This is a genomic window from Rhizobacter koreensis, assembly GCF_013366375.1.
GTDB lineage: Bacteria > Pseudomonadota > Gammaproteobacteria > Burkholderiales > Burkholderiaceae_C > Schlegelella_A > Schlegelella_A koreensis.
In genome coordinates this window covers 120,111-136,291 of sequence record NZ_JABWMJ010000002.1, presented here as the reverse complement: position 1 = coordinate 136,291, position 16,181 = coordinate 120,111, and the positions used below count along the sequence as shown (strand labels likewise).

11 protein-coding genes are annotated in these 16,181 nt (G+C 72.1%); 7 read left to right on the top strand and 4 right to left on the bottom strand.

Annotated elements, in window-relative coordinates; translation table 11 throughout:
• The first annotated feature begins 33 nt into the window (after positions 1-33).
• From HQN59_RS04500 to HQN59_RS04480, 5 genes are all read left to right on the top strand, one after another.
• The gene (locus HQN59_RS04500; RefSeq protein ID WP_176066545.1) at positions 34-1,113 is read left to right on the top strand and encodes an alpha-E domain-containing protein; all 1,080 of its coding nucleotides are present in this window, start codon (positions 34-36) and stop codon (positions 1,111-1,113) included.
• Between the two features lie 141 nt (positions 1,114-1,254).
• Positions 1,255-4,584, top strand: a complete 3,330-nt coding sequence (locus tag HQN59_RS04495; RefSeq protein ID WP_176066543.1) for a transglutaminase family protein — start codon at positions 1,255-1,257, stop codon at positions 4,582-4,584.
• A gap of 31 nt (positions 4,585-4,615) precedes the next feature.
• Entirely contained in the window at positions 4,616-7,063 is a 2,448-nt protein-coding gene (locus HQN59_RS04490; protein ID WP_176066541.1) for a circularly permuted type 2 ATP-grasp protein, read from the top strand.
• Positions 7,064-7,066: 3 nt separating this feature from the next.
• Positions 7,067-7,972: a transglutaminase family protein gene (locus HQN59_RS04485; protein WP_176066539.1), complete on the top strand. Its 906-nt coding sequence runs from the start codon at positions 7,067-7,069 to the stop codon at positions 7,970-7,972.
• A 113-nt stretch (positions 7,973-8,085) separates the two neighbouring features.
• Positions 8,086-8,346, top strand: coding sequence for a hypothetical protein (locus HQN59_RS04480; protein ID WP_176066536.1), 261 nt, complete (start codon positions 8,086-8,088; stop codon positions 8,344-8,346).
• 37 nt (positions 8,347-8,383) lie between these two features.
• Here the strand turns inward: HQN59_RS04480 and mltB are convergent, their stop codons facing one another.
• From mltB to HQN59_RS04460, 4 genes are all read right to left on the bottom strand, one after another.
• A complete protein-coding gene (gene mltB / locus HQN59_RS04475; protein ID WP_176066534.1) occupies positions 8,384-9,499 on the bottom strand; it encodes a lytic murein transglycosylase B in 1,116 nt (371 codons plus the stop codon).
• A 79-nt stretch (positions 9,500-9,578) separates the two neighbouring features.
• On the bottom strand, positions 9,579-11,639 hold the full coding sequence (locus tag HQN59_RS04470) for a transglutaminase TgpA family protein (protein WP_342451121.1): 2,061 nt from the start codon (positions 11,637-11,639) through the stop codon (positions 9,579-9,581).
• Positions 11,636-12,721: a DUF58 domain-containing protein gene (locus tag HQN59_RS04465; protein WP_176066532.1), complete on the bottom strand. Its 1,086-nt coding sequence runs from the start codon at positions 12,719-12,721 to the stop codon at positions 11,636-11,638. The genes HQN59_RS04470 and HQN59_RS04465 overlap by 4 nt, the downstream gene beginning before the upstream one ends.
• Before the next feature lie 58 nt (positions 12,722-12,779).
• Entirely contained in the window at positions 12,780-13,706 is a 927-nt protein-coding gene (locus HQN59_RS04460) for an AAA family ATPase (RefSeq protein WP_176066530.1), read from the bottom strand.
• 199 nt (positions 13,707-13,905) lie between these two features.
• Here HQN59_RS04460 and HQN59_RS04455 point away from each other — a divergent pair, with 199 nt between their 5' ends.
• Both HQN59_RS04455 and HQN59_RS04450 read left to right on the top strand, forming a co-directional pair.
• On the top strand, positions 13,906-14,841 hold the full coding sequence (locus tag HQN59_RS04455) for a histone deacetylase family protein (protein ID WP_176066528.1): 936 nt from the start codon (positions 13,906-13,908) through the stop codon (positions 14,839-14,841).
• Entirely contained in the window at positions 14,834-16,177 is a 1,344-nt protein-coding gene (locus HQN59_RS04450; RefSeq protein ID WP_342451120.1) for a mechanosensitive ion channel family protein, read from the top strand. Before HQN59_RS04455 ends, HQN59_RS04450 begins: the two co-directional genes overlap by 8 nt.
• Positions 16,178-16,181: the final 4 nt, after the last annotated feature.

The window sequence follows — 16,181 nt, the reverse complement described above, 5'->3', positions numbered from 1 at the left end:
GCTGCGGTGTTTTCGGCCTGTTGGAGAACCCCGATGCTGTCTAGAACCGCCGATCACCTGTTCTGGATGGCGCGCTACATGGAGCGGGCCGAAAACACCGCCCGCATGCTCGACGTCAACTACCAGATGTCGCTGATGCCGCAGTCGGACGAGGCGGCCGAGCATGGCTGGCGCGGGCTGCTGGGCATCAGCGAGCTGAGCGGCGACTTCGCCGAGCGCTATGGCCCGGTGACGGCGCAGAACGTGATCGCCTACATGGTGAGCGACGCCGCCAACGGCTCCAGCATCCGCAACTGCCTGAAGGCGGCGCGCGAGAATGCGCGCGCGGTGCGCGGCACCCTCACCACCGAGGTGTGGGAGACGCAGAACCAGACCTGGCTCGAGTTCCAGCGCATGGTCGCGAGCGGCGAGTTCGAGAAGAACCCGGGCGCGGCGTTCGAGTGGGTCAAGTTCCGTTCGCACCTCTCGCGCGGCGTCACCGTCGGGACGATGCTGCAGGACGAGGCATTCCGCTTCCTGCGCATCGGCAGCTTCCTCGAGCGCGCCGACAACACCGCGCGCATCCTCGACGTGAAGTTCCACGCGCTCGACACCGAGTTCTTCGGCCTGGTCAACGGGGTGCCGCGACGCCGTCGCAGCAGTTCGTCGAGCCAGGCGCAGAGCCAGACGCAGACGCAGACCCAAGGGAGCCCGGCCGAGGGCAGCATCGAGCACGCGCAGAGCGCCGCGCAGGGCGGGCGCGACATCGAGTACGACTTCTATCACTGGTCGGCGATCCTGCGCTCGGTGTCGGCGTTCGAGATCTACCGCCGCGTCTACCGCAACGTGATCCGGCCGGACAAGGTCGCCGAGCTGCTGATCCTGCGCACCGACATGCCGCGCTCGCTGGCACGCTGCATGTACGAGGTGGTGTCGAACCTCGAGCGCGTGGCCAACGCGCAATCGGGCGACACCCAGCGCATCGCCGGCCGCATGTACGCCGAGCTGCAGTACGGCCGCATCGACGAGATCCTCGCGACGGGCCTGCATGCCTACCTCACTCAGTTCCTCGAACGCGTGAGCTCGCTCGGCGTGGGCATCAGCCGCGACTTCCTGGTTCCGGTGGAGGCTTGAAGCAGCTGGTACCTTCATCACCGTCGGCGCGCGCTCGGCGACGGTTCGCCGCTGCGCCGCCCGCACCCCCTCATCGCCCCTGAGCGTTCCGATCCGACGCGAAGCACCCGCATCATCCGTTCCGAATCCCGAAAGCCTCGCATGTCGATCCACGTTGCCCTCAACCACGTCACGCACTACCGCTACGACCGGCCGATCAACCTCGGCCCGCAGGTCGTGCGGCTGCGCCCGGCGCCGCATTCGCGCACGCGCATCCTCAGCTACTCGATGAAGGTCGAGCCCGCCAAGCACTTCATCAACTGGCAGCAGGACCCGCAGTCGAACTACCTCGCGCGGCTGGTCTTTCCCGACCTGACCACCGAGTTCCGCATCGAGGTCGACCTCGTCGCCGAGATGGCGGTGATCAACCCGTTCGACTTCTTCCTCGAGCCCGATGCCGAGAAGTTCCCGTTCAGCTACGAGCCGGAGCTCGCGAGGGAGCTCGAGCCGTTCCTGCAGAAGCTGCCGCTGACGCCGCGCTTCGAGGCCTACCTCGCGGACATCCCGCGCACGCCGACGCCGACCAACGATTTCCTGGTCTCGCTCAACCAGCGCCTGCAGCAGGACATCAAGTACCTGATCCGCCTCGAGCCCGGCGTGCAGACGCCCGAGGTGACGCTCTGCAACGCCAGCGGCTCGTGCCGCGACTCGGCCTGGCTGCTGGTGCAGCTGCTGCGCCACTCGGGGCTCGCCGCGCGCTTCGTCTCCGGTTACCTGATCCAGCTCAAGGCCGACGTCAAGTCGCTCGACGGCCCGAGCGGTACCGAGGTCGACTTCACCGACCTGCACGCGTGGTGCGAGGTCTACCTGCCGGGCGCGGGCTGGGTCGGCCTCGACCCGACCTCGGGCCTGTTCGCCGGCGAGGGTCACATTCCGCTGGCGGCATCGCCCGACCCGTCGTCGGCCGCGCCGGTGAGCGGCCTCATCGACGAGTGCGAGACGACGTTCGAGCACCACATGAGCGTCACCCGCATCTGGGAGGCGCCGCGCGTCACGCTGCCCTACACCGACGAGCAGTGGGAGGCAATCGATGCCATGGGCCGCGAGGTCGATGCGGACCTGAACCGCAGCGACGTCCGCCTCACGCAAGGTGGCGAGCCGACCTTCGTGTCGATCGACGATCGCGAGGACCCGGAGTGGAACACCGCCGCGATGGGCCCCAACAAGCGGCGCCTCAGCGCCGAGCTGATGGAGCACCTGCGGGCGAAGTACGGGCAGGGCGGCCTGCTGCACTACGGCCAGGGCAAGTGGTACCCGGGCGAGCAGCTGCCGCGCTGGTCGCTCAACCTGTTCTGGCGCAGGGACGGCGAGCCGATCTGGCGCGATCACACGCTCTTCGCGGACGAGAAGGCAGACCTTGGAGCGACCGAGGCCGATGCGGCGCGCTTTCTCGAGCGACTCGCCGAGCGCCTGGGCGTCGGCAGCCGCCACGTCTTTCCGGCGTACGAAGACGTCGCGTACTTCCTGTGGCGCGAGCGGCGCCTGCCGGTCAATGTCGATCCGAAGGACTCGCGCCTTGCGGACCCGCTCGAGCGCGCGCGTCTCACGCGTGTGTTCGGGCAGGGGCTCGACACGCCGGTCGGCCACGTGCTGCCGCTCGCCCCAGACCTGCGCCGGCCGGGAGCGTGGCGCTCCAGCTCGTGGTTCCTGCGCGGCGAGCACTGCTACCTGATTCCCGGCGATTCGCCGATCGGCTTTCGCCTGCCGCTCGACGCGATCGCGTGGGTTGCCGAGAACGACACGCCGTGGGTTCATCCCGTGGACCAGACGCAGACGTTTGCGCCGCTGCCACGCCACGTGGCCCTGCTCGACGCGGGCGCCGGCGCGTCGCCTGCGCACTCGGCCGACGCGCCGGCCGAGGACCGTGCGCCGCGCGCGCCGGCGCGCTTCGAATCGGCGACCGGCGTGGTGCGCACCGCCCTCAGCGCCGAGCCGCGCCACGGGCGCCTGCACCTCTTCATGCCGCCCACGAGCGAGCTCGAGGACTACCTCGCGCTGATCGCCGGCGTCGAAGCGACCGCCGCCGAACTCGGCATCCCGGTCGTGATCGAGGGCTACGAGCCGCCCAAGGACCCGCGCCTCGCGCTGCTGCGCGTGACGCCCGACCCGGGCGTGATCGAGGTCAACATCCACCCCGCCTCGAGCTGGGAGCAGCTGGTCGAGCAGACCACGCACCTCTACGACGCGGCGCACCGCACGCGCCTCTCGACCGAGAAGTTCATGCTCGACGGCCGCCACACCGGCACCGGCGGCGGCAACCACTTCGTGCTCGGCGGCGCGACCGTCGCCGACTCGCCGTTCCTGCGCCGGCCGGATCTGCTCGCCAGCATGATCGCGTACTGGCACAACCACCCGGCGCTCAGCTACCTGTTCTCGGGCCTCTTCATCGGCCCGACGAGCCAGGCACCGCGCATCGACGAGGCGCGCAACGACGCGGTCCACGAGATCGAGATCGCGTTCGCCGAGCTCGACCGGCTCACCGCCAGGGGCCGCGACGGCTGCCCGCCGTGGCTGGTCGATCGGCTGCTGCGAAACCTCTTGACCGACGTCACCGGCAACACGCACCGCGCCGAGTTCTGCATCGACAAGCTGTACTCGCCCGACAGCCCGACCGGGCGCCTGGGCCTGCTCGAGATGCGCGGCTTCGAGATGCCGCCGCACGCGCGCATGAGCCTCTTGCAGCAGCTCCTGATGCGCACGCTGGTCGCGCGCTTCTGGAACGAGCCCTACCGGCCCGGGCGCCTGGTGCGCTGGGGCACCGAGCTGCACGATCGCTTCATGCTGCCGCACTTCGTCTGGCAGGACATGGTCGACGTCGTCGACGACCTGCGCGCGGCGGGCTACCCGATCGAGGCCGACTGGTTCGCGCCGCACCTCGAGTTCCGCTTCCCCAAGCTCGGCGACTTCGCGGCCTCCGGCGTCGAGGTCGAGCTGCGGATGGCGCTCGAGCCGTGGCACGTGCTCGGCGAGGAGAGCGGCGGCGGCGGCACCGCGCGCTATGTCGACTCGACGCTCGAGCGGCTGCAGGTGCGTGCGACCGGGCTCGTCGGCGAGCGCCACGTGATCACCTGCAACGGGCGGCGCCTGCCGCTGCAGCCGACCGGCAAGGTCGGCGAGTTCGTCGCCGGCGTGCGCTACCGCGCGTGGACCGCGCCGTCGTCGCTGCACCCGACGATCGGCATCCATGCGCCGCTGACGATCGACCTCGTCGACAGCTGGTCCGAGCGCGCGATCGGTGGCTGCCAGTACCACGTCGCCCATCCGGGCGGCATGAACTACGTGACGTTCCCGATCAACGCGCTGGAGGCCGAGTCGCGCCGTCTCGGCCGCTTCTTCCGCATGGGTCACACCCCGGGCCGCAGCGGCGTCCCGCCGGTCGAATCGAACCCCGAGTTCCCGCACACCCTCGACCTGCGCCGACCCGTCGCCTGATCGCGCCCGCGGCGATGCGACGATGGCGGCGATGCTGAAGTCCCTGCTCGACGGCTATTCGGCGCTGCCCGGCCGTTACGACGAGCTGCTGGCGGCCCCGGGCAAGCCGCGCCCGCAATGGGAGGCGTTCCTGCGCGGTCTCGACGCGCCCGGGCGGGCGCGCATCAGCGACACGCTCGCGCTCACGGAAAGCCAGATCCGCGAGCAGGGCATCACCTACAACGTCTACAACGACGCCAAGGGGATCCAGCGGCCGTGGGAGGTCGACCCGCTGCCGCTGATCCTCGGCGCCGACGAGTGGGAGCACATCGAGGCGGCGATCGCGCAGCGCGCCGACCTGCTCAACCGCGTGCTCGCCGACATCTACGGACCGCAGGAGCTGCTGCGCTCGGGCGCGATTCCGCCGCCGGTGATCTTCGGTCACCGCGGCTTCCTGCACCCGGTGCTCGGCACGCGTCCGCCGGGCGGGCTGCACCTGCTGCAGTACGCGGCCGACCTCGCGCGCTCGCCGAACGGCCATTGGTGGGTGGTGAGCGACCGCACCCAGGCACCGTCGGGCGCCGGTTACGCGCTCGAGAACCGGCTCGTCGTGTCGCGCGTGTTCCCGCAGCTGTTCCGCCAGCTGCCGGTGCAGCATCTGGCGTCGTTCTTCGAGGCGTTCCGCGACGCCCTGCTCAACCTCGCCCCGCGCGGCGACGGCCCGCCGCTGATCGCGCTGCTGACGCCAGGCCCCTATAACGAGACCTACTTCGAGCACACGCTGCTCGCGCGCTACCTCGGCTTCACGCTGGTCGAAGGCACCGACCTGACGGTGCGCGACGACCGCGTCTGGCTCAAGACCATCGACGGCCTGCGTCGCGTCCACGCGATCGTGCGGCGCCAGGACGACGACTACTGCGACCCGCTCGAGCTGCGCTCCGATTCCGCGCTCGGCGTGCCGGGCCTCACCGACTGCGCGCGGCGCGGCAACGTGCTGCTCGCCAACGCGCTCGGCTCGGGCGTGCTCGAGTCGGGGGCGCTGCTCGGCTACCTGCCCAAGCTGAGCCGGCGCCTGCTGCGCGAGGAGCTGCTGATGCCGTCGGTCGCCACCTGGTGGCTCGGCGAACCGGCTGCGCTCGCCGACGCGTGGCGGCGTCTCGACAAGCTGATCGTCAAGCCGCTCGAACGCTCGGCCGACGAGCCGCCGGTGTTCGCGGCCGACCTGACGTCGGCGCAGCGCGAGGAGCTGCGGGCGCGGGTCACCGAGCGGCCGCATCGCTACGTCGCGCAGGAGTGGGTCCACGTCTCGCAGGCGCCGGTGCTCGAGCGCGGCGACCGCGAGTCGTTCGCCGCCCGCACGGTGGGCCTGCGCGTGTTCGCGGTCGCCACGCCGAACGGCTGGCGCGTCATGCCCGGCGGGCTCACGCGCGTGGCGGGCAACATCCATTCGCGGGTCATCGCGATGCAGCGCGGCGGCCGTTCGAAGGACACCTGGGTGCTCTCGGACGGACCGGTCAACTCGGCGTTCACGCTGCTCACGTCGACCGTGAGCCCCGAGGACCTCGCCGCGTCGCGGCCGGCGGTGGCCTCGCGCAGCGCCGAAAACCTGTTCTGGTTCGGACGCTACGCCGAGCGCTGCGAGGCGACCCTGCGCCTGCTGCGTGCCGCACTGACCGAGAGCGTCGACGTGACGGTCGACCCGGCGAGCGGACCGCCACCGGCTGCGCTGCTCGCCGCGCGTCTCGGTCTCATCGACGGGCCCGACGCCGGCGCGCCGGCCTTGCTGGCGGCGGCGACGGCCAGGGACGGCGCGATGCACGCGCACCTCGACCAGCTCGCGCGCGTCGCCTTCACCCTGCGCGACCGCATGTCGACCGACCACTGGCGCACCCTGAACCAGCTCACGCGCCACCCGGTGTTCCGGCGTCCGGCGACGCTGCCCCAGGCGCTGCTCTACCTCGACCGAGCGATCACCGCGACGATGACCGCGTCGGGCTTCGTGCTCGACGGCATGATGCGGGGCATCGGCTGGCGCTTCCTCTCGATCGGGCGCCGCCTGGAGCGCGTCGCCACCCTGTGCGGCGCGCTGCAGGTCGCGATCGACGAGGGCGCCGCGCACGGCCTCGACTGGCTGCTCGATCTCGCCGACTCGACGGTGAGCTATCGCTCGCGCTACCCGGTCGCGCCGGAATGGCTGCCGGTGCTCGACATGCTGGTGCGCGACGAGACCAACCCGCGCTCGCTGGCGTTCCAGGTCAAGGGTCTGACCGAGTTCGTCGCCAAGCTCGAGGTCACGCACGGCCGCTTCGCGAGCGATCTGCTGACGCCGGCGCAGTCGGCGCTGCACGCGCTGCGTGCCGACGATCTGCGGCCCGAAAGCGTGGCGCTGCGCCGCCTGCTCGGCCAGCTGCAGCGCGGCGCCTTCGAGCTGTCCGACCGCCTCTCGCTGAAGTTCTTCGCGCACGCCGAGCCGCGCAGCGTGATGTCGCTGGTGGCCTGAGCGATGGCTGCCGAGCACTACAGCGTCGAGCACGAGACGCGCTACGCCTACCCGGCCCCGGTCGCGCAGTCGTGGCAGCTCGCGCACCTCACGCCGCGCGGCCTGCCATGGCAGCGCCTGCTCGCGCACGAGCTCGCGATCGAGCCGGGGCCCTCGTCGTGCCGCAGCGGTCTCGACAGCTTCGGCAACGTCGCGACGCACTTCAGCCTGCACGGCGCGCACCGCCTGCTGCGCGTGCGCATGACGTGCGAGGTCGAGGTGGGCCTTCGCCCGGACGCGCGCGACGCGCCCGGCAAGGCGCTCGGCTGGGAGGCGGTGCGCGACACGGTGCGCCGCGACCCGAGCCTCGACGACCTCGGCGCCGCGCGCATGGTCGAGCCGACCCGCCTCGTGCCGTGGTCGGCGGCGGCGCGCGACTACGCGTGCGAGAGCTTCGTGGCGGGCCGTGGCTGGCTCGAGGCGACCACCGAGCTGATGCACCGCATCCGCGACGAGTTCACGTTCGACCCCGAGGCGACCACCGTCACCACACAGGTGGACGAGGTGCTCGAGCATCGCCGCGGGGTGTGCCAGGACTTCGCCCACCTCATGATCGCGTGCCTGCGGGGACTCGGCCTGCCGGCGCGCTACGTGTCGGGTTACCTCCTCACCCAGCCTCCGGAGGGACGCCCGCGCCTGCTGGGCGCCGATGCCACCCACGCCTGGGTCGCCGCGTACTCGCCGGTGCACGGCTGGGTCGAGTTCGACCCGACCAACGACACGCTCGCCGACCAGCGCTACATCACCCTCGCCTGGGGCACCGACTTCGAGGACGTGGTGCCGCTCCGGGGGGTGATCGTCGGCGGGCGGCGCCAGGCCATGTCGGTCGAGGTGACGGTGATCCCCGCGAGCGAGCGAGCCGGCGCCTGAGCGGCCCCCCGCCGCGCGCCCACTGCGCGGGGCACCGGCCGCGCCGTCGTCCGCGGGATGGCCCGCAGCACGCCGCGAATCGAGACTGAAGGCTCCACACGACGGAGCCGACCATGCAAGCAGCCAGCCTCGAACTCGCACTCGTTCCCATCGAACCGCCGGTGCGCGCGATGCCCCCGAAGACAGCCGGCGCGCGTGCGACCCACGCCCGGCGCCACGACGCCGAAGCGAGCGAGCGCGCCGCCAGCGCGGCGGTGGAGGGCCCGGGCTGGTTCATGTCCAGCTGGGAGCTCCAGCACGGCCTCGAGGTGCGCGAAGGCTGGCCCGGCGACACCGGTCTCAACGAGTGGATCGACGGCTTCCTGCGCGTCTGAGCCGCACGGTGCGCCGCGCGCGCAACAGCCGCGCGGTCTAGCGAGCGGCGGCGAGCGCGGCCCGCTCGCGGGCGACCGCCTCGCCGAGTTCGATCACCGCCATCGCGTAGTAGCTCGACCAGTTGTAGCGCGTGATCGCGTAGAAGTTGGTGGTGCCGGCGACGTAGCTCGGCGCGGCGGCGCCGTTCTGCAGTTCCACGAGGGCGAGCTTGCCCTCGTGCGCCATCGCCGTGAGGTCGAGCTGGGCGCCGCGCTCGGTGAACTCGGCGGCCGTGAAGGTCGGCAGGATGTCGGGCGCCAGCAGCGCCGCGCGGTCGGTGGTCTCGACCGGAGCGCGCACCTCGAAGCGGGTCGGCTGGCCCCGCTGCCAGCCAAACTCGGCCAGGTAGTGCGCGACGCTGCCGATCACGTCGGCGCTGCTGTCCCGCAGGTCGACCCGGCCGTCGCCGTCGAGGTCGACCGCGTACTTGTTGAAGCTCGAGGGCATGAACTGCGGCATGCCGATGGCGCCGGCGTAGCTGCCCCTGACCGACGCCGGGTCGATGCCCTCGCTGCGCGCGAGGATGAACAGGTTCTCCAGCTCGTCGCGGAAGAAGGCGCTGCGGTCCTTGCGGCCGCTCGGGAAGTCGAACGCGAGCGTGGCAAGTGCGTCGATCACGCGGAAGGTGCCGGTCTGCTGGCCGTAGATCGATTCGACGCCGACGATGCCGACGACGATCTCGGGCGGCACGCCGTACAGCGACTCGGCCATCGCGAGCCACTTCTCGTTGGCGCGCCAGAACGCGAGACCCGCGCGGATGCGGATCGGCTCGACGAAGCGGCTGCGGTAGGCGGCCCAGTTCTTCGCGACACCGGAAGCGGGCGGCATGACGAGGCGCGCGACCGTCGGGATGAAGCGCGCCTTCTCGAGCGCCGCTTCGACCCACGCGCGATCGAGCCCGCGCCGCTCGGCGACTTCGCCGGCGAAGCGCATCACGTCGTCGCGCCGGCCGTAGGTGACGACGTCGGGCGCCTCGTCGGCAACGACGACGCTGCGCGCCTTGGCGGCCGGCTTGCGCCGGGCGTGGTCGCCGGCGGCGCTCGCCGGCAGCGGTGCGGCGAGCGCACACGCGGCGCTCGCGATCACGAAGGAAGCGGCAAGGCGGATCGGCATCACGGAAGGCGAGGGCTGTGCGGGCGCGGCGGCGTGCCGACGGAAGGTGTGGAGCGCAGGGGGCTGCGCGGCTGCCGGATTATCGAGCGGCACCTCGCCACGCCGGCCGAAGCGCTCTGGCGCGCGCGGTGAATTCGCGCGTCAGCGCGCGGTCGGGGCGCTCGCTCGCGCCGCGGCCGTAGCGCTGGCGCTCCAGATCGTCCAGCAGGCGCACGAGCGGCTCGGCGTCGGCGCCGAGGCGCGCGCGGGCGCGCGCCGCCAGCGCGCGCGGTGGCTCGTGCGGCTCGGCGGCGATTCCGAGCCGGCGCAGCTCGGCGCGCAGCCTCTCGAGCTGGCGCACCCAGGGGTCGACCCGGTGTCGGTCGAACCACGCCCACAGCGCGCCCGCGAGGGCGAGCACGCTGAGCGCGCCGATCAGCAGGAACGCGAGGTCCTGCCAGCTCGGCGAGCTGAAGCCGAGGTTCCTGAGCGCGTCGAACTGCTGTCCCCGCGAGTAGTTCAGCACCCACTGGTTCCAGCGGTTGTTGAGCGCTTCCCAGCCGTTGCGCAGGCTCGCCATCAGCTCGGGGCTGACGTTGCCGAGCGCCTCGGCGACGAAGCCGGGCGCGGCGACCAGACGATTGCTGCGGCCGATGCGGTCGGGCGCGACTGCCGCCGTCGGGTCGGCGCGGACCCAGCCGATGTCGGCCTGCCAGTACTCGGCCCACGCGTGCGCCGAGCTCTCGCGCACGATGTAGTAACCGTCGACCGGCTCCGGGTCGGCGCCCTGGTAGCCGGTGACGATGCGCGCCGGCACGCCCAGCGCCCGCATGATCACGACGAACGACGCCGCGAAGTGCTCGCAGAAGCCCTCGCGGCGGTCGAGCCAGAACTCGTCGACGGCGTCGCGCCCGTAGGTCGACGGCGCCAGCGTGTAGCTGAAGCCGGCGCCGCGGATGTGCTGCAGCAGCGTGCGCGCCCAGGTCGCGGCGTCGGCGCCGGCGTAGCGCGGGTCACGCCGGAGCGCTGCCGCCCACGCCAGCGTGCGCGGGTTGAAGCCGTCCGGCAGGTGCAGGCTCTCGCCGAGGTCGCCGGGGCGCCGCATCGGGCCGAGCGTGTAGTCGAGATAGGCCTCGCCGGTGAAGCGGATGCGCTCGTAGATCGGCCGGTCGGCGAGCACCTGCAGATCGCCGCGCAGGCCGATGCCGTAGCCGTCGACGCGCGGCGGGACCCGGGTCGCCTCGAGCATGGGGATCGTCGCGAGGCGCAGCGGCTCGACGGTCGCCTCGTAGCGGATCGGTCGGCCGCGCGGCCGCAGCGTGCTCTCGAGCGGCGCGAACAGCGGAACCGGTCGCCACTCGACGCCGTCGAAACGCGTCAGCACCGGGCCGCGGAAGTAGAACGCGTCGCGCGGCGGCACCGGCCCGTCGAACTTCACGCGCATCGCGATCGCCTCGCTGAGCGCCACCTGGGCGACCGAGCCCATCCGCATGGTGTTGGAAAGGCCGCTCTTCGAGACGCCGTCGTCCGGCACGCCCCACAGCGGCGAGACGCGGGGGAACAGCACGAAGAGCAGCGCCATCACCGGCGCGCCGAAAAGGGCGGTGCGCGCCGCGAGAGCGCCGGCGCGCCGCAGGCTCGGGACGCCGACCGGCATGTGCGCGAGCACCACCGCGGTGAGCAGGCCCCACACCGACACCACCATGGCCGCGGCCACCAGCAGCGTCTGCGAATAGAGGAAGTGGGTGAGGATGAGGAAGAAGCCGAGGAAGAACACGACGAAGGCGTCGCGCCGCGCGCGCAGCTCGAGCGTCTTCAACGCCATCAGTGCGACCACCATCGCGATGCCGGGCTCCTTGCCGAGCAGCGTGCGGTACGAGAGCAGCGTCAGCCCGATCGCGATCGCGAGCACGCCGACCAGCACCCAGCGTCCCGGCAGGCTCTCGTTGGCGATCGCCAGACGGCCGCGCCAGAGCAGCACGATCAGCGTCAGCACGCCACACCATGCCGGCAGCTGCGCGAGGTGCGGCGTGATGGTCCAGGCGATCACCGCGAGCAGGAACAGCGTGTCGCGCGCCTCGCGCGGCAGGTGACGCCAGCCGGGCCACGCGGGCAGCAGGCGCAGGGTGAGCGGCCGCTCGGCCGTGCTCGCGCGCGTCACGCCCACAGCGCGAGCGCCTCCAGGCAGCGCCGGCGCTGCACGTCGCCGGCGTCGGGTGCGATCTCGCGCCCCGGCAGGCGCAGGCCGTAGTCGGCGCCGGCGCGTGTCGCCGCGAGCGTCCACGCCGTCAGCCGCGAAAGGCGCGCCTCCGGCGCCAGGCCGGCGCAGTCGGCCCAGTCGAGCCAGAGCTCGTGGCGCGCCGACGCGCTGGTGTCGCGGCTGACCAGCTCGGAGCCGGTCTCGAGCGCCTGCGCGGCCTTCTTCCAGGCGACGAGCTTGAGCGGATCGCCGCGCCGGTAGGCGCGCACGCCCTCGATCTCGCCGCCCTGCGTCTGGCGCGCGTGCCCGGGGCCGCCGGCGAGCGCGCGTGCCGCCGGCAGCTTGGGCGCGTCGGCCTCGATGCGCGGGTAGACCAGGAGGCGCGACGCCGGCCGCCACACCGTCCAGGCCCGGAAGAGGCCGAGCGGGAAGCGCGTCTCGGCGGTGAGCGCCGGCAGCTGCTGCAGGCCGCGCTGCTCGGGAACGAAGCGCAGCTGCAGCGCGGCCTGGCCGCGCGCCGGCACGTCGATCCACGACAGCGTCGAGAGCGGCGCGTCGAGCACCCTGAGGCCGATGCCGAAGCGCTCGCGGTCGGGGCTGCTCAGAACGACGTCGAGCACCGCCGGCGCGCCCGCGAACGCCGGCGCCACCGGGCGCAGGTGCAGCGTGAGACCGCGCAGCGTCGCGTGCGTCAGGTGCATCGAGACGATGCCGCTGCCGGCGAGCAGGAAGGTCAGCAGGTAGCCCAGGTTGAGCTGGTAGTTGATCGACGCGAGCAGCAGCACCACGAGCGTGAGCGCGAACATGAAGCCGGCGCGCGTCGGCAGGATGTAGACGTTGCGCTGCGTCAGCAGCTGGCTGTCGGTGAGCGGGACGCGGGCCTGCCACCAGCGGCGAAAGCGCTGGCGGACGAGCGCGGCGGGGCGGGCGCCGACGCGCCCGGTGTCGTCGTTCGCCGGCCTGGGCGGTGAAGCGGTCGCGGGGCTCGCCGCGCTCGACCGGTTCGCCCGCGACGCCGCGCCGGCTGCCGCGTTGGCACTCACCCGGCCACCGCTTGCGCTGCGCGCGTCGGGACGAGCGCTCGGGGGTCGCCCGGCGCGCTCACGGCAGCGGCACCGCCTCGATCATCGCCCGCACCTGCTCGAGTCGGCCGCGCCCCGCGCCGGCGACCGGCACGAGGCGGTGCCCGATCGTCTGCGGCAGCACCGCCTGCACGTCGTCCGGCGCCACGTAGTCGCGCTCGCCGAGCAGCGCGCGCGCCTTGGCGGCGCGCAGCACCGCAATGCCGGCGCGCGGGCTGAGGCCTTCGACGAACCAGGCGCCGGAGCGCGTCGCCTTGATCAGCGCCTGCAGGTAGTCGAGCAGCGCGGCCGACGCATGGACCTGCTGCACCACCTGCTGGGCCGCCATCAGGTCCGCGGGCGTCATCACCGCGCCGAGCCGGCCGATCGCCTCGCGGCGATCGATGCCGGCGAGCAGGGCACGCTCGCTCGCCTCGTCGGGGTAGCCGATCGTGATGCACATCAGGAAGCGGTCGAGCTGCGACTCCGGCAGCGGGTAGGTGCCGAGCTGGTCGGTCGGGTTCTGCGTCGCGATCACGAAGAACGGCTTGGGCAGCGGCCGGGTCTCGCCCTCGACGCTGACCTGGTGCTCCTCCATCGCCTCGAGCAGCGCACTCTGCGTCTTGGGTCCGGCGCGGTTGATCTCGTCGGCGAGCAGCACCTGTGCGAACACCGGGCCGGGGTGGAACACGAACGCCTCGCGGCTGCGCTCGTAGACGCTGACGCCGATCAGGTCGGACGGCATCAGGTCGGCGGTGAACTGGGTGCGCGAGAAGCGCAGGCCGAGCGACACCGCGAGCGCGTGCGCCAGCGTCGTCTTGCCGACGCCGGGAACGTCCTCGATCAGGAGGTGGCCGCCCGCCAGCATGCAGATCACGCAGTCTTCGATCTGGGCGCGCTTGCCGACGATGATGGTGCCGATCTGCTCGACCAGATCGTTCAGCTGCTGGGCCAGGGGCTTCTTCATGCATTGACCTTACCAGCGTCGCTGCGGGCACGTTCGCGCTCGCGGCCGAGCGCGCGCCACCGCGCGCAGCGCGTCACGAAAGCGCCTCGGCGGCCGCGTCCGCACGCGCGGTGGCGACCGTGGCGGCACGCCGACGCCCGCTTGCACGGACCACCCGCGGCGCCGCGCGAACGCGATCTGCGCCGACAATGGCGCGAGCATGAAGACCGCGTTCTACAGCCACCCCGATTGCCGGCTTCACGACATGGGACGGGGGCATCCGGAGTGCCCGCAGCGCCTCGACGCGATCGACGACTACCTCATCGCAAGCGGCGTCGACGCCGTGATCGAGCGCGAGGTGGCGCCGCTCGCCGACGTCGCGGCTCTGGAGCGCGCGCACAGCCCGGCGTACGTGGCGGCGATGACCGAGCAGCTGCGGCAGGTCGCGGCAAACGGCGAGCGCCGCGCGATCGACCCCGACACCATCGCCGCGCCGAAGACGCTCGACGCGGCCTTGCGCGCCGCCGGTGCCGCCGTGGCGGCCACCGATGCGGTGATCGACGGTCTCGCGAGCAACGCGTTCTGCTCGGTGCGCCCGCCCGGCCACCATGCGACGCGCGATGCCGCGATGGGGTTCTGCTTCTTCAACAACGTCGCCGTCGCGGCGCGCCACGCGCTCGACGTGCGCGGCCTCGAGCGCGTGGCGATCATCGATTTCGACGTCCACCACGGCAACGGCACCGAGGACATCATCGCGAACGACCCGCGGGTGCTGATGGCAAGCATCTTCCAGCACCCGCTCTACCCGTACAGCGGCACCGAGCCCAAGGGCACCAACATGGTCAACGTGCCGGTGCCGCCCTACACGCGCGGCGTCGAGGTGCGGGCGCTGATCCAGACTCACTGGATGCCGCGCCTCGAGGCGTTCCGGCCGCAGATGCTGTTCGTGTCGGCCGGCTTCGACGCGCACCGCGACGACGACCTCGGCCAGCTCGGCCTCGTCGAGGCCGACTACGAGTGGATCACGCTGCGCCTCTGCGACCTCGCCGAGCGCCACGCCAACGGGCGCATCGTCTCGTGCCTGGAGGGCGGCTACAACCTGCGCGCGCTCGCCACCAGCGTGGCGGCGCACCTGCGCGTGCTGGCCGGTGGCTGAACCGCCAGTGGCGCGCAGCTTCGACCCGGCGACGTTCGACGAGCTGGTCCGCTCGTTGACGCAGCGCTCGGCGGCCGCCGAGCTGCTCGCGATCGCCGGCTGCCTGGTCCTCGCGTGGCTGATCGTGCGGCTGCTGCGCGGGCGCGAGCGGCCGGTCGGCTCGGTGTGGTTCGGCAACCGCATCGTCGACGGCGTGCTGTTCCCGGTGCTCGCACTCGCGCTGGCGTTCGCGGCGCGGGTCACGCTCGAGAACACGATTCGCCCGGCGGTGTTTCGCGTCGCGATACCGATCCTGGTCTCGCTGGCGGTGATTCGCCTCAGCGCGCGCGTGCTGCGCGCGACCTTTCCGCAGAGCCGCTGGGTGACGGCGGTCGAGCGCAGCGTGTCGTGGCTGGCCTGGATCGCGGTGGTGCTGTGGGTCACCGGCATCTCGCCGCAGTTGCTCGACGCCATGGACGAGGTGCGCTGGAAAGTCGGCGCCACCCAGATGACGCTGCGCAACCTGGTCGAGGGCACCATCACCGCGAGCTTCGTGCTGGTGCTCGCGCTCTGGGTCTCGGCGGCGGTCGAGCGCAAGCTGCTCGCCGGCAGCGGCCACGACCTCTCGATCCGCAAGATGATCGCCACGATCGTGCGCACCCTGCTGCTGTTCGTGGGGCTGCTGCTCGCACTCAGCGCGGTCGGCATCGACCTCACGGCGCTCTCGGTGTTCGGCGGCGCGGTCGGCGTTGGCCTCGGCTTCGGGTTCCAGAAGATCGCATCGAACTACATCAGCGGCTTCGTGATCCTGGCCGAGCGGAGCCTGCGCATCGGCGACATGGTCAAGGTCGACAACTTCGAAGGCCGCATCACCGACATCCGCACCCGCTACACGCTGATCCGTTCGCCCAACGGCCGGCAGGCGATCGTGCCCAACGAGACACTGATCACGCAGCGCGTCGAGAACGCGTCGCTCGCCGACCCGCGTCTGGCGCTCACCACGAGCGTGCTGGTCGCCTACGGCACCGACGTGCGCGCGGTGCAGACCTTGCTGTGCGAGGCGGTCCGGCCGGTTCCGCGCGTGATCGACGACCCCGCACCGATCGTCATGCTGTCGGCGTTCACGCCTGACGGCATCGAGCTCACCGTGCAGTTCTCGATCAACGACGCCGACAAGGGCCAGGGCAACGTCAAGTCGGCCGTCAACCTCGCGGTGCTCGATGCGCTGAACGCCGCCGGTGTCCGCATCGCGCAGCCGCAGCGGGTGCTGCAGGCAGGCGAGTCGCTTGCGGGGGCGGTCGCGGCGTGGGGGGAACGGTCCGGTGCGGTGTCGCCGCCCGGGCCGGCTTCAGCGTAGGCGG